Origin of the sequence: Cerasicoccus arenae, assembly GCF_014651635.1 — a bacterium.
In the GTDB taxonomy this organism is placed as follows: Bacteria; Verrucomicrobiota; Verrucomicrobiia; order Opitutales; family Cerasicoccaceae; genus Cerasicoccus; species Cerasicoccus arenae.
The window spans coordinates 106,359-120,735 of sequence record NZ_BMXG01000011.1 but is presented as its reverse complement, the minus strand read 5'-3'; the positions used below and the strand labels follow the sequence as shown (position 1 = coordinate 120,735).

At 49.4% G+C, this 14,377-nt stretch carries 10 protein-coding genes and 1 pseudogene; 7 read left to right on the top strand and 4 right to left on the bottom strand.

The window, feature by feature from the left end; genetic code table 11:
* Positions 1–4 precede the first annotated feature (4 nt).
* A pseudogene (locus IE065_RS18300) lies at positions 5–64 on the bottom strand (prepilin-type N-terminal cleavage/methylation domain-containing protein); the annotation flags it as partial.
* A gap of 41 nt (positions 65–105) precedes the next feature.
* A complete protein-coding gene (locus IE065_RS10400) occupies positions 106–2,178 on the bottom strand; it encodes a right-handed parallel beta-helix repeat-containing protein (RefSeq protein ID WP_189514733.1) in 2,073 nt (690 codons plus the stop codon).
* Positions 2,179–2,362: 184 nt separating this feature from the next.
* Between IE065_RS10400 and IE065_RS10395 the strand changes: the two genes are divergently transcribed.
* The gene (locus IE065_RS10395) at positions 2,363–4,057 is read left to right on the top strand and encodes an alpha-1,3-galactosidase-related protein (protein WP_189514732.1); all 1,695 of its coding nucleotides are present in this window, start codon (positions 2,363–2,365) and stop codon (positions 4,055–4,057) included.
* A 164-nt stretch (positions 4,058–4,221) separates the two neighbouring features.
* Here the strand turns inward: IE065_RS10395 and IE065_RS10390 are convergent, their stop codons facing one another.
* Together IE065_RS10390 and IE065_RS10385 are read right to left on the bottom strand one after the other, a co-directional pair.
* Positions 4,222–5,550 carry a glycoside hydrolase family 28 protein gene (locus tag IE065_RS10390; RefSeq protein ID WP_189514730.1) on the bottom strand — a complete coding sequence of 443 codons (1,329 nt, stop codon included), beginning with the start codon at positions 5,548–5,550 and terminating at the stop codon, positions 4,222–4,224.
* A 30-nt stretch (positions 5,551–5,580) separates the two neighbouring features.
* Positions 5,581–6,576 (bottom strand): hydroxyacid dehydrogenase, encoded by a 996-nt coding sequence (locus IE065_RS10385; RefSeq protein ID WP_189514728.1) that lies wholly within the window; start codon positions 6,574–6,576, stop codon positions 5,581–5,583.
* 407 nt (positions 6,577–6,983) lie between these two features.
* Here IE065_RS10385 and IE065_RS10380 point away from each other — a divergent pair, with 407 nt between their 5' ends.
* The 6 genes from IE065_RS10380 (at position 6,984) to IE065_RS10355 (ending at position 14,342) form a co-directional block, all read left to right on the top strand.
* Complete coding sequence (locus IE065_RS10380; protein WP_189514726.1) at positions 6,984–8,384, top strand: MFS transporter; 1,401 nt, start codon at positions 6,984–6,986, stop codon at positions 8,382–8,384.
* Between the two features lie 164 nt (positions 8,385–8,548).
* On the top strand, positions 8,549–9,424 hold the full coding sequence (locus IE065_RS10375) for a PEP-CTERM sorting domain-containing protein (protein ID WP_189514724.1): 876 nt from the start codon (positions 8,549–8,551) through the stop codon (positions 9,422–9,424).
* 327 nt (positions 9,425–9,751) lie between these two features.
* Positions 9,752–10,735, top strand: coding sequence for a polysaccharide deacetylase family protein (locus tag IE065_RS10370; protein WP_189514721.1), 984 nt, complete (start codon positions 9,752–9,754; stop codon positions 10,733–10,735).
* A gap of 65 nt (positions 10,736–10,800) precedes the next feature.
* Entirely contained in the window at positions 10,801–11,598 is a 798-nt protein-coding gene (locus IE065_RS10365; protein ID WP_189514719.1) for a hypothetical protein, read from the top strand.
* A 241-nt stretch (positions 11,599–11,839) separates the two neighbouring features.
* On the top strand, positions 11,840–12,871 hold the full coding sequence (locus tag IE065_RS10360; RefSeq protein WP_189514717.1) for a LacI family DNA-binding transcriptional regulator: 1,032 nt from the start codon (positions 11,840–11,842) through the stop codon (positions 12,869–12,871).
* A 160-nt stretch (positions 12,872–13,031) separates the two neighbouring features.
* Complete coding sequence (locus IE065_RS10355; RefSeq protein WP_189514715.1) at positions 13,032–14,342, top strand: acetylxylan esterase; 1,311 nt, start codon at positions 13,032–13,034, stop codon at positions 14,340–14,342.
* Positions 14,343–14,377: the final 35 nt, after the last annotated feature.

Here is a 14,377-nt window from a genome sequence, read left to right as displayed (position 1 = left end):
TAGCGATAACAGCGAGCAATTCGACTAGAGTGAAACCACGACGAGGGATAGTGATCACTTTCATTATTTTGCTATTATTGAAATTTAATTCCATTGATGCAAGCCCTAATTGTCTTGAATAAGCATTACCGCGTCCGCACGCAAATACCCCCCCCCCTGCCCCTGATTCGTAATGCCATACAACAATTGCCCAGTGTAGGGATACTTGCCCATATACTGCCAACCACTTACACCCGTTGTGTAATCAATCACATGCTGGGAAGTGGGATCATCGCTCTCAATGCTGATTAGCGCACTGGGGTCCGAGCTAGTGTGCTCAACTACATATACATACACATCATAATCAGAAGATTTCGGCGCGACAAACTTCCACTCAGCAAGTGCGCCAGACCACCAGGCGTAGCGTGTACTTGATCCACCATATCCCGTAAGCCCGCTATAACCAAATGTGCCCGAAAGCTCTGAATAAGTCATGTCATTATTGCTGTTATCAATGATGACCGTGTTACTCGTGATATTGTACCCAGAAGTGGACTCGGTATCGAAGCGCATGCCCTTGTAGACATTCTCAAAAGTGTTTCCTGAAATGGTAATGCCAGCAACATCTGCAACATTGATTGCTGGAATTGTAGTCTCATATAACTGATCCTTAAACCAATTATCTGAAATCACCGCATTTCGAAGTTTAGCCTCACTTACTTCAGCATGCCCATTATAGAGAATAATCGTCCCCGCCGGCTGACCCCATTTATTAATCCAGCTGCAATTTTCAAAAGTCGATTCACGAATCTGAATATTCGCACCAGCAACCCCTTCTTCGGTATGACCTCCCATGTGAATTGCCTCGAACATTATTTTTCGATGTGTAGTATTTTCTACCGTAATGTCATCTGCTAGCAGAATCATTGATGCTCCTGCAATATTTTCGAAATTACTATTACTTATGCTAACTGATGTGGGAGCCAAAGCTCCTATCTTAATATGAGTTCCTATCTGTTGAGCAAATATTGGGAGATCTGACGTAAGGGTAACATCATAGTAGCTTTTATCGTCCAGCATCTGGTATGGGGTTGCTGTGCTAACGGTCCGCTCCACTAATTCTCCACTCGAATCAATAAATGTCAGCGTGCTACCTGTAGGAATCACTTGAGAAAACGTTTTTATTTCAACTGCCATATTAAACCGATTTGGACTGGTTAGCGAATGCACCTCAGCATAGGGCGTCCTTACAACAAGCCCATCCCAACGAACTCGATTAATATCCAATCCCGATGCAACGATTGTTCCCAAACACCGTGAAAGGTGGATGCCATCCCGTGGCCCAACAGATAATTGATTTCCATTCGCAGCCATCGCAATATTGGTCAAAGAAACATCCGCTGACGATCCAATTAAAATTGCGATATTCACTGCATTGCGGATTTCCAGGTTCTCCAGAATGACACCCGTCGTCTTTGCAATCTCCATCTGTGACAGACCATTCCAGCCATAGTGCCAAGATATATAATCGCCGGAATCGATGTTTTCATAAAAATCAAGACCATCCGCGCAGCTTAGTTCCACAATCCGATTCGCCGAATCGACAATACTCCAACTACCTGGCGAATTGGTATATGTAAGGCTCTCAACCTCCTTCAAATCGAGAGTAACCGAATCCCAAGCATTCGCAGCATAACAGGGCATATCGGGTTCGACTGGTAACCCGGGAAAGACCGTGACCTGCACACCCTGCGTTCCGTCGCCATGTGAAAATTTTTGTGTCACTTCTCCAGACGTGCACAAGTGTGGAGTATTATCGATGGTGAAGTTCTTCACCGTAATTCCAGTTCCCTGGAAAACATATAATGCACGTGGCGGGCTCGCCATTGATTCAACGCTAAGATGCCGCTTGAGTGTTGTGTTCGGCTTCCCCTGCACAGTAGTCGCTCCTTGGAGAACAATACCGCTTTGATTGCTGATTTGTATAAAACGATCCTCATCGACTGGCGTGATCAAATCATAGACGCCCGCATCAAATAAAACGATGTTATTGTCGCCGTAGGCGATGGCTTGGTTGATGCCCGCTGTGTCGTCGATCCCATCATCGGGATAGGCATGAAAGGTTGAAACATGAACGGTGCCAGCCAACAACGCAGCATAGGCAAACAGAGCTAACGAGACGAAAAAAAAGCGCTTCATAATGGGGATAGAGTTGAGGTAATTAAACCGCTTACGCGGCTAGCCGAGTTTAGGGGGGGGGGGGGCAAAACCGGCAAGAGGATCAAATATCAATGTGATATCTTTATATTTTGCTATTATAGTAATAATGTTGCTTCAAGCATAAAGATGGAATAGCTATAAATTTCGTGATAATTCCATGCATATGAATCTAACGAACCCCGAGAATTTCCTGCACTACCATCTGAAACCAACACTGGCTGACTGCACGCCCGCTCTGCGACTTGCATTAAACGCCTTGCGACTTGGAGAGACTAATCGTCTTATATTTCCTCGTGACGAATACCATTTCTACGCTGACGAAGCGGAGGAAAAATTCTGCTTTGTTTCCAACAACAGCGAAGGTTTAAAGCGCATTGCCTTTCCTCTGACCGGAATACGAAACGCAATCATCGATGGCAGTGGCTCTCGATTCATTTTCCATGGTCGCATCTGCCCATTCCACTTAGACGCCTGCCAACAAGTAACCATAAGAAACATTACCATCGATTACGAGCGCACAACGTTTAGCCAGGGGGAAATCATTGAATGCACCGACCAATCCATCTCTATTCGGCTGCCCCCAGAAGACTCCTACTTCTTTCAGAATGGTCGGATCTGGTTCGATGGGCCCAACTATCTGCAAGGCAGCTACGGCGGGCCCTACCACCGGCGTGATGCCTATGTCCACACCCTCGAATTTGATGCCAAACGCCGCGAACCAGCGTTCATGGCGAGAGACTGCTACCGGGTACCCGCCCACTCTTTCAGTGAAACGCCTGATGGGCTGCTCAAGTTGAATATCGAATATCCCACTCCAAAGCCTCATGTGGGCAACATTCTTGCGATCACCCATGATCACCGGGACCTATTTGGAATTTGTTTAAACAACTGTGAAAAAACAACTCTGGAATCGATCGTCATCCACCACGCTGGAGCCATGGGCATCATCGCTCAACGCTCAACAGACATTCACTTGGTAGACTGCGTCGTCGAGCCACCACCGAGACACAACCGAATCGTTTCAACCTTTGCCGATGCCACGCATTTCGTGAATTGCCGTGGCAAAATAAGCATCCGCAAATGCCAGTTTCGAAACATGATGGATGACGGTGTTAATGTACACGGCATATACAGCCCCATTAAGCGAATCATTAGCCCGACCGAAATACTAATAGAGAACGCACATCACGAGCAGGCTGGCATTCAGGTCGTTGATGCCAACGAAGAAGCACAAGTCATCTGCAACCATTCACTTTTGCCCAAAGGATTTCTAGACATCAAAAGTGTTACGATGATAAATCGCTATCACTGGCTTGTAGAACTCAACAAGCCATTACCGGAGGGCACCCAACCAGGCGACTGCCTTGAGTCACTTCATAATACACCTGATGTTAATATCGAGTACTGTCAATTCAGTTCCAACCGCGCCCGCGGCATTCTCGCCACCACACCGGGCAAAATAAGGATCACCAACAATTATTTCCACTCTGCTGGTTCAGCCATTAAAATCGCAGGAGATGCCAATAGCTGGTATGAATCTGGATCGGTCAAAGATGTATGCATCCAGAACAATCAATTCCAGGATTGCGGCTATGGCATTTGGGGCACTGGAATTATCGCTATTGATCCAGAGATCAGGCCAGAGAATCATTCAAATCAAGCATACCATGAAAACATTCGGATCGAGAACAACTGCTTCTTTACCTTCCATAAGGATCTAATCTTTGCACGGTGCGTGCAAAACATGGTCGTTCAGCACAACCAAATCGAATCGTCTCAAAACTACCCACCTAAACAGCAAACCTTCGATTACCAAAAACTTGTCAACTGCACTAACGTAGCCAGTCAATTCTCATGAGCCTTGAAACAAAAAATTCAATCCTCACCCAGTAGTGTAGACGCTTTTAGAGGGCACCTAGAAAGTCTGACCGAGTAAGCGGAATCGAGATACCCGTTTTATCATATCTCATTGCCATAACCTGAGTTCTTGGCCCTGAGATATGCGCGTTCAACGGCCTAGAGTCACTGGTGATGGGGCGAAATGAGAGATTTTTCGTTGCCAAATGTGCAATCCAAAAGGGTCGCCTCAATATTGATGAAATGCGTCGGCTCCCACCCAATGGAAACGACGGCGATATGCCTGTCGGCGGCGGGTCTCAAATCGGCGTTGCCTCCTTTGATTAGGTCTAGGGGGTCGTCCACCAGCGTCAGCTCAACTTGATTTAAATCAATCTTTTCGATATCATTTGGGCATTCTGAATAGGCAACTATGCCGACCGGCGAGCGAATACGGAGCTTGGACAGACTTACGTCTTTAATGCCATAAGATTTTGGGGTGTTTGGAAACCGAACTGAGACGAGACTAACCGGCTCACCACACCCCCACCAGGCCCCATGAAAGAGCTGGGTTTCGATATCACAACGCTCCATAGTGATATTGGAGACATCGGCTTGCGGGGCATGTACGAGAAGCCCACGCTGAGAGTCCTTTATGCTGCAATCCCTGATATGAACATGACGCGTAGGGTTCACGCCAAAGCCTATGCGAATCGCGCTGGAACGACTCGATAATTCACAGTTGGCAATGAGTATGTCACGGCACTCGCCATTGAGTCCACTCAAGCCCAGCGCAATTTCACGCTCTCCAGCTGGGTGATTAAAACCTGTGAGAGCGATGGCATCGTCTCCAGTATGGATTTTACAATGAGTGATGTACGCATCGCGACAGGTGGTCAAATGGATGCCATCATTGTTGGGGTGACGCGGATCGTTGTCTATTTTCAGGCGATCAAATCGTATTGTCTGGCAATCGGCCGCATGAATCGTCCAATAGGTCGCGCCAGTAATCGAAATTTCCTCCATAATCACGTTTTTGCAGCGCGCAAATACGATGAGGTTTCCTGGTCGGCCCAAGCTACGCAGTGGACCATGTTCCGTGCTATCGCTACCGTAGTGAAGTCCGTGCTGCCCCTGCCACGTAGAAGCAGTGTCGATGTCCGCGCCACAATTGGCATGGGCCACATTCTCCTGAAAGAAAGCGATTGCGTTACCATCAATCAAGCCCTCTCCTCGAATGGTGATATTTTCGGCATCAAAGGCATAGAGTAGCCCGGCAATGCATTCACCCACCACATGGTCGGCAAGTTGCGCACTGGAGACAAGGCTGGCCCCAGCGGCGAGATGCAACGTGATATTACTGTATAGCCGGATAACGCCAGTAAGAAATTTTCCTGCGGGCACATATAGCGTTCCACCACATTCTCTTAACTGGTCTGCAGCCGACTGCAACGCACGAGTGTTAAGAGTCATGCCATCTCCGATGCACCCTTGTTGAGAAATATCGATCTGCATAAAATTTGACTGAATTAATTACCGAGAAGCTTAAGCCAATTTGTGTATGTTCTCCTTTGTGATCGCATGCAGCACGGCTTCTCCTTTCAGAAAACGGCGACACTCCTCCATAGCCAAGCGCCCCATACGGCGGCACTCGTTACCCATCGATCCAGCGATGTGTGGCGTCAGGAAAACATTAGGCAAAGAGTATAATGGAGAGTCCGCAACTGGGGGTTCGGGCTCCACGACATCGAGGATTGCTGTCAGATCCGGACGCGCCGTCAGCACTTCGATCATGGCAGGTTCGTCCACAACAGCTCCGCGTGAGGTATTAATGAAAGTCGCACCGAATTTCATGGATTGAAAATGCGACAGCCCAATCATCCCAGAGGTATTTTCGAGCAAAGGCGCATGCAGGCTCACTACGTCGCAAGTTGCAAAAAGCTCATCGAGTGCTGCTTTGTGCGCCCCAACTTGGAGCATGTCCTCGTCACTCACAAATGGATCGTAAGCATATGCCTCAAGATCGAGCGTTTTGAGACGCTCACAGACCATACGTCCGATCGCTCCAAGAGAAACGATACCAACCTTGGCCCCGTAATAGCAGCCGGAAACATCAAGATCCCGCTCCCAAGCCTTATTCTCTTTCAGCCTGAAAACATACTGCCAGGTTCGTTTGAGTGAGAGTATAATTTGGGCAAAGGTATATTCGGCCACCGGTCGACCGTTTGCAACATAAGAGCTGGTCAACAGAATCTTCCGGCTCCACAGCTCCTCGGACACGATGTTTTTCACCGTGCCTGCTGCGTAGAAAATGGCACGTAATTTTGGCAATCGGTCCAACAAGACTTTATCGAATTTGGGTGCACCCCAACCGGAAAAAACGATTTCCACATCGCTGAGATCGACGTCAGGACAATGAGCAAGGTCGACAGGATCCGGATGGATATTCGCCAGCTTAGCGATGGCATCGCGCTCATCCGCGCCATAGATTTTATTGAAAGACTCGGCTTCAATTAGGTAAATGGCCTTTGGTTTTTTCATAGTGACGACAGAAGAGTAGATTCGGCCAGATTTAGCCCTTTGGGCCCGATTGCTCTCCGATTCTCCAAGAATGGTTTCGGGCAGTTACTGGACTTGTCTTCACATTTGAAGATCAGGATGGATAAATCAAAACCCGCGAATTTCTAACATTAGAATGCGCCTACGGGATCCTAAACAGGAAGTATAACTCAACCGATTTCGAACTACAACCTTCTCGTAATTATATTGATAGAATTATGGGGAAAGTAAATTCGTTCGCGCCGAGGTTCTGATTCTTACAATCATGCAAAACACATTTCCAGCCTAGCTGACGTCGAAAAGAAACTTCACGTGCATTCCCCAAAAGCTGGAGTCCCCCCCCCCTCACGCACTTTTCTATCCAGTCTAGATGCAACCCCTTTCAACGAATGAATCCCTCCACCACCGAATCAGAGCAAACCACAAAAAAAGTGCGTTGGCGCGTCGGCACACTTTCCTACACAACAGGAGGCATCGTTGTCCTGTTTTTCTGGTTACTTCTGGGTGACTTCTCCTGGTCGATGCGAGACCGCTCCGTTGCGCCAATGGCACAATGGTACCTCGACCACCTGAATGTTTCGAATCTGATTTTCGGACTATTAATCAGTTCATTTCCAGCGCTGGTTGGTTTAATTTTAGGGCCAATCATCAGTGTCCGGTCCGATCGCCACCGTGGCAGGTGGGGGCGCCGCATACCGTATTTGCTCATCACAACACCACTAGCGGCAATGGGGATGCTCGGGCTAGCCGCGACTCCGTTGGTCGCAAAATGGGTCCATGGATTCATGCCCGAACAAAACGAGCAACTCGTTGCCCTAGTTTGTTTTGGGTTCTTTTGGGCTGCCTTTGAATTTGCCACCATTGCAGGACAATCGGTTTTTGGCGGTTTGATTAATGATGTAGTCCCATCGACATTGCTTGGACGGTTTTACGGTCTCTTCCGAGCGATCAGCCTGATTGATGGAATGATCTTTAATTATTGGATCATGGGCATGGTACCGGACTATTTCACCCTCATCCTCTTAATCGTCGGCTTGTTTTATGGGGTCTCCTTTATGATCGTTTGCTTCAAGGTGAAAGAAGGCGAGTATCCCGCCCCACCTCCGAAAGATGAGTCCGCCGTGGGTGGTTTGAAATCCTGGTGGCGCGATATACGCCAATATTTCCGGGAAAGCTTCACCAATCGGTACTACCTATCGATCTTTCTAATGCTGATGCTTTCGCTTCTGTCGTTCTATCCGGTAAATATCTACGCCCTCCCCTATGCGCGCAGTTTGAATATCGATATGGGCACCTATGGCAAATTCCTCGCATTGACTTACTTAATCTCGCTCTGCTTGTCTTACTTTCTTGGTTGGATTTCGGATATATTGCATCCGCTCCGGGTCTCCATGGTGGCACTGTTGGGATACTTTCTCGTCTCGGCTTGGGGGATGATCTATGCGAAAACGCCCGATATGTTTCTCACCGCCTGGGTGGCTCATGGCGTTCTGTCCGGCTGCTATTTCACTAGCTCGGCATCGTTGACCATGCGGCTATTTCCACGGAATAAATTTGCCCAGTTCGGATCAGCTGCGGCGATCTTTGCGGCCCCGGCCACAATGGCAATCGCACCATTAACCGGTATGGTCATTGATGTTTCGGACGATAGCTATCACTTGGTCTTTGCGCTCGGAAGTGCCCTGGCACTCAGTGGATTCCTGCTTGGCATCTATGTTTATATTCAATTTAAGCGGCACGGTGGTCCAAAAAATTATGTGGCCCCAATGGTGCCCGATGAGTTGCCCTGAAAAAGCTAAACCCATACCGCATGAAGTAGTTAATGATTTGATATGGGTTAAATCCGAAGTCAGCCACGAGGACTTCTATTGTTAGAAAATCGACACGGTTGCAAAAGAACCAATCAGCGAAAAGATTACCAAAAAGATAACTTCACCCCAAACAAAATAGCACTATGTCCAAGTTACCAATCCTACAATATCTCTCTGCAACCGCATTGCTGACAGCGCCCCTAATGGGAACAACATTAGTCAACGACAACTTTGCGAACGTCACGGTCAATGGATCGGGAGCGACTCAAACGGCGTCCTCATCCGGCTATACCTACCAACAGGTCTCTGGCAGCAACCTCTACTCGAATACAGTGGATGACAGTGGCGCATTATCCATAAGCGGTGCGAATAATATCGTCGGATATATGTCCTTTCAGCAAATCACACTCGCCGAAACGGGCGATTACATTAGTTTGAGCTTTGATATTAACTATCCGGCAGGTCCTACTGATACTAATAGCGGTTTGCGCTATGGTCTTTATACAATCCTGAACAGTATTGACACCGCGATGGGCAGTAATGTTACGGCCAGCCCCGATTTTGACACAGCCACCGGCTACTATCTCTCGATGAACCCTGGTGGAACAGGTGCCGCATGGTCTCAAGGCTCTTCAAATATTAACAAAGACCTCGGAAATCAAACGAGTGCATGGATTGCCGTGACAGGGGGGAGTGGCACGACTACCGTCGGCAGTCATGCGTCCGCGACCACTTTTGGAACAGAGACTCAAACGGCAAACTTCACCGTTACCCGAACCGAGTCAGGTGTGACCATCTCCAATAGCATTGTTGGCGAGTTTATTTCAAACAACGATACGTCAGGGGCATATTACACTTACGATACGTTTTTCTTTGGAACGGGTTCTTCCAGCGGTGCCTGGGATATGGGCAACCTAACGATTGAAACCAATGTCTCGATCCCCGAACCAAGTACTGTCGCCATACTGGCCGGACTAGCAAGCCTGTGCGTTGTTGTAATCCGTCGGCGCATTCGGTAACCCTCGGCAAATAGCGCAGGCAGCAAGGTATATTCGACGACGTAAACTAGTTCTATTCAGTTAAATCGATGCCAACCGATGTAGCTGTTGGCCACGGACTTGTTGCCTCAAACAGTCTCAACTGTTTGAGGCAACGACATTCTCCTTAAATAAAAACTAGAGAAAGTTTCATAGCACGTCTGAGCGTAGCACTGACATACACCATCAAATCTCAGCACAACTCCATCGCAACGATCTTTAGCTAAATTCCACGCAGCTCTATAGTTCTATCCACAGAATTCTGGTTGCATTGGTCTATGTAAGAAAAGATCACGAAAATATCCGACAATGAAAGATTGCTCACAGCTTCAGGCGAAGGACCAGTTCTTGCCTGTGAAATCTCCGCCGAAGCTTACACAGGGTGATACGATCGTGCTAAAATGGAAACACGGGAAACAAGCCGTTCTGATGCTATGCTTCGACGATAGCGCACCAACCCACCTAGACTATACCATCCCTGCGCTAACGCATCGAAGGATCACTGGCACCTTCTACATAAACCCAGGAAATGGCCCTTATCGCAGCAGACAGAAGGAATGGGATAGCGCAGCGAGCGCACCCGGTATTGTGCTAGCAAATCATACCTACAGCCATATCGGCGGCATGACGGAGAAGGAGTTTGAAAGAGAGATTGCTCTGGCCAACAATGAATTGGACCGGATCTATCCTACGTTGCCGAAAAACAGATTGCGCAGTTGGGGGCGACCAGGTGTCCCGGACGAGCAATGGGGTATTTCCGAGCCCCAAATCAATCGAATATTAAAGCGTCACCTGATGATCGAGCGTCCTCCGTTTCAAGGCCCTCCATTCACCATGAATGGCTTGGAGGAAATGGAAGCATTTATCGGAAAGCTACTGCAAGATAACGAAGCGAAGCCATTGGTCTTCCACGGAGTCGCGGGCGACTGGCATAGTGTTTCTCTGAATGATTTTCTTTCTTTGCTGGATTACGTAGAAGAGCGCCGAGACCAGCTCTGGCTCACCGATCCCCTAACTTGGCATTGCTACAAGACTGAACGTGAAAGTGCTCGAGTCGTGCTGCTGGATTCGCACTCCGACCAGATCAGATTATCCCTGATCTGTGACGAGGACACTAACTTGTACCATGAGCCGTTGACGCTCATGACCGGCCTACCAGAATTCTGGCAAGACGTGTATGTCTGGCAGGACGGACACCCGCTGTATCTCGAAAAAATGGATGGTTGCGTTCTATACGATGCCGTGCCCGGAGGAGGCGACGTGATACTGTCCAACCAACGACAAAATGACTGAAACCTTTAGGCCGTTCATTGCGATTGAATCCGTATCTTTATTTTTTACCACCCCATTTAACAAAGATGAAATACTTCACCAAAACCCTCACCGTTATCCTGTTGGCGACAAGTTTGAACGCCGCCGAAAAGACTTTGATCAATGACTCCTTCGACCAAATCAAGATCGTGGGATATGGAGCCGAGCAACAGGCGGAATCGTCTGGCAGCACCTACAAGGAGCTCGTCCAACAAAACCTTTTTGGCGCAGGCAGCGGTAGTCTGTCCTTCTCCGCACAAGACTACTCTCAGGCGTATGTAGAATTTCCCGAGGCCAGCCTGACGATGCCCGGAGATTACATTGAAGTCTCGCTGACAATACGTTTTCCGGATGGACCCTATGATAGCAACTCAGGCGTGCGTCTTGGCCTGTACGACATCAAAGGCGATATTGCTACAGCAAGCTTCTACAACCCCGACGTCAATTCAGTCGGGGATACGGCAACGGGCTATTTCATTTCATTCAATCCCGGTGCCTCCGGTCCGAAATGGAGCAACGGCAGTATCGGCTTGGGCAAGGACTTGGGAAACAAGGCCATTACACAGTATAATGCAGTCTTAGGCGGCCCCGCCAACGCAGTTAAATCAATGGGAAGTTTCGAACGGACAGGCACCTTCGGAACCGAAGCGCACACTGTCACCTTTCGCGTTACCCGCACCACCAGCGGCATCGAAGCCTCAGGAATGGTGGATACCGACCTCTTTAAAACCTCGGACGCCACGGATACCGTTCTGACCTATAACACGCTTATATTCGGCAATGGAAAAAGCCCAGGTCCTTGGGAAATCGAATCCTTGAAAATCGTCTGCGGCACGGCAAACTAAAGACCTTGTCTGACGTCTTTTCCAAGAAGCAGATAATCGATATATAACGGCTGGCCCGCCTTCCTAATGCCAGAGAGCTGTCTCGCGCCATGGGTGCTTCTTTTTGAAAATGGATGGTTGTGCCCTTCAGAGTTTCCTTGCCGAAACACAAAGACTCCACCTCCTTCTAACATTAGAAAGTTTTAATCTAACACGGCAATTCCCTTGAAAAAAGCCCGCACTACAACTAATAAAGCTAGTCATGGCGCTTAAAGGGTATGTTCGGCAAAAAGATATTGCACGTGAGGCGGGTGTTCATGTCACAACAGTTTCCATGGCGCTTAAGGATGACCAACGGCTCGCCGAATCGACCCGTAAGCGCATCCGTGCAATTGCCGAAAAGATGGGCTATCGGCCCGATCCGATGTTGTCGGCCATCACCGTACATCGAAACCAGAGCAAGCGGTCCCATCACCAAGGCACGCTAGCGTGGATAAATCCCGTAAGCAGCGAAAATACCGATAAAATCGCCTTTCCCGAATACTTTCGCGGAGCAAAAGATCGCTGTGAAGAACTGGGCTATAAGCTGGAACCTTTGTATTTTCCCGATCTCGGTGGCCAGCGCCTACATGGCGTCTTGAAGGCGCGTAACATACGTGGCCTGCTCATTCCTCCTCAAACGCACAGTCGCTTTCATCTCGAATTTGATTGGAGCGATTTTTCTTCCGTCTGCTTTGGCTTTACTCTGAGTTGGCCGCTCCTGCATTTGGTCACCAACGCACAGTACCACTCCACACGGTTGTCGATGCGTCTCCTGCTCTCGCGGGGCTATCGGCGACTGGGCTTTATCACATCACGTGAGACCGACGAACGCACCGACCAGAACTTTCTGGCTGGTTTCCTCGCCGAGCAGCAAAACCTGTCCAGAGAGCAATGCCTGCCGCCCCACATTCTGGAGGAAACAACCATCAACGAGGAGCCTAAGCGCATCCGGCAGTGGTTCGACAAGCATAAGCCGGACGCCATCATTTATCACTTCGACACCCTGCCCGTCTTTCTTGAAAAAGCGGGTATTTCCGAAGATGCCTGTGGTCTGGCCTCTCTGAGTCTGACCGATCGCGACAAGGGCGTGGCGGGGATTTTTCAGAACGATTTTCTTATTGGCCGCAAAGCCGTAGATGTTGTCGTCGATATGCTTCATCGCAACGAGCGTGGCATCCCAGAGCATCGTTTTCATTTTCTAGTCGAGAGCGATTGGGTGGAGGGGCGCACCATCCGAAATCCTTATAGCTGACGGCCTTCCCGATCATCAACTACGATGGTGCGCTGGAAGCTCATTATATTTGAATTTCAATTGATAGAATAGCCGACTACTTGCGGCCTTTGGCTCGTGAAAGCTAGCTTAGGACAAGAGTAAGTTTTCATCTACTCATCAACCCTTATTCCCTGTCTACATGTTGAAACTCCTTTGTCCCACCCTACTCATCTCAAGCTTTCTGGTATTGAATGCACAAGCCGAAACGAAATTAAACATCGTCACCGACCGTGCTGATGCCGTCTACGCCACGGGCGAAACAGTGACTTTTCAAATTTCCCTGCTACAAGACGGCAAACCTTCTGGCGATGAATCGGTCGACTGGACGATAACCAAAGACGGCGTGCCTCCCATACACAACGGAACAGTGAAGCTGAAGGACGGGCGAGCCACAGCCATCGGTACACTAAACGAGCCAGGATTTCTCCAATGCAAGGCCGTGACGCAAGTTGACGGCAAGCGTCTGGAAGCCACCGCCGGAGCGGCCATCGACCCAGAAGGGATTCAGCCGAGTATGGCCTGCCCAGACGACTTTGACGAATTCTGGAATGATCAACTCGCCCGCTTGGACAAAGTGCCTCTCAAGGTTAAACTGACGCCCGTCCCTGCACCGCCAGACAGGCCAGGCATCGAGTGCTTCGACATCGAGATCGACTGCATTGGCAAGCCCGTGCGCGGCTATTACTCCCGCCCCATTGGAGCAAAACCGGGCGAATGTCCCGCGCGTCTCTGCGTAGATGGTGCCGGAGTCCGCAGCACGGACTTACTCGCCTCCGCACGCTGGGCCCAGCGCGGAGTGATCTCCCTAGCCATCAACGCTCACGGCATTCCAAACGGTCAACCATCATCCTACTATGCCGACCTCAACGGTGGAGAGTTGAAAAACTACCGCATCGATGGCCGAGAATCTCGCGAGACTTACTACTTTCTCAATATGTTCCTACGGGTTCAGAGAGCCCTCGACTTCCTCTGTGAGCAGCCCGAGTGGGATGGCGATATCCTTATGATTGAAGGCGGCAGCCAAGGAGGTGCCCAGTCCATGATGGGCGCTGCATTTGATCCGCGCGTATCGTTCTACACGGCGATGGTCACGGCAATGTGCGACCATACCGGCATGGTAGCCGGACGTGTGGCGGGTTGGCCAAAAGTCGTGCCCATCCTCAACGGCCAGCCGGACACTCAAGTGCTAGAAACTTCCCGATATTTCGACATGGTTAATTTCGCGCCACGGATTCAGGCCGAAGGCTACTTCTGGGTCGGCTTCATCGACACCACCTGTCCGCCGACCGGAGTTTATGCCGCCTACAATCAATTGACGGCTCCAAAGACTATGGTCCACGCCACGACCAGCAGCCATTCGTTGGATGGTTCCAAGCTCTGGCCTGCAGTGGCCAAGGCGCAGCAGGATCACATCAACCAAATGCAGGCCAAACGCGCCCTGAACAAATAGGCCGCACTCTTTTCTCCCGCACTCATTCATTGTGC

What these genes read in the sequence shown, in the direction of transcription:
- IE065_RS10375 (WP_189514724.1), top strand. Translation starts at nt 8,549, where the DNA reads ATGTCCAAGTTACCAATCCTACAATATCTCTCTGCAACCGCATTGCTG.
- IE065_RS10380 (WP_189514726.1), top strand. Translation starts at nt 6,984, where the DNA reads ATGAATCCCTCCACCACCGAATCAGAGCAAACCACAAAAAAAGTGCGT.
- IE065_RS10395 (WP_189514732.1), top strand. Translation starts at nt 2,363, where the DNA reads ATGAATCTAACGAACCCCGAGAATTTCCTGCACTACCATCTGAAACCA.
- IE065_RS10370 (WP_189514721.1), top strand. Translation starts at nt 9,752, where the DNA reads ATGAAAGATTGCTCACAGCTTCAGGCGAAGGACCAGTTCTTGCCTGTG.
- IE065_RS10360 (WP_189514717.1), top strand. Translation starts at nt 11,840, where the DNA reads ATGGCGCTTAAAGGGTATGTTCGGCAAAAAGATATTGCACGTGAGGCG.
- IE065_RS10385 (WP_189514728.1), bottom strand. Translation starts at nt 6,576, where the DNA reads ATGAAAAAACCAAAGGCCATTTACCTAATTGAAGCCGAGTCTTTCAAT.
- IE065_RS10390 (WP_189514730.1), bottom strand. Translation starts at nt 5,550, where the DNA reads ATGCAGATCGATATTTCTCAACAAGGGTGCATCGGAGATGGCATGACT.
- IE065_RS10355 (WP_189514715.1), top strand. Translation starts at nt 13,032, where the DNA reads ATGTTGAAACTCCTTTGTCCCACCCTACTCATCTCAAGCTTTCTGGTA.
- IE065_RS10365 (WP_189514719.1), top strand. Translation starts at nt 10,801, where the DNA reads ATGAAATACTTCACCAAAACCCTCACCGTTATCCTGTTGGCGACAAGT.
- IE065_RS10400 (WP_189514733.1), bottom strand. Translation starts at nt 2,178, where the DNA reads ATGAAGCGCTTTTTTTTCGTCTCGTTAGCTCTGTTTGCCTATGCTGCG.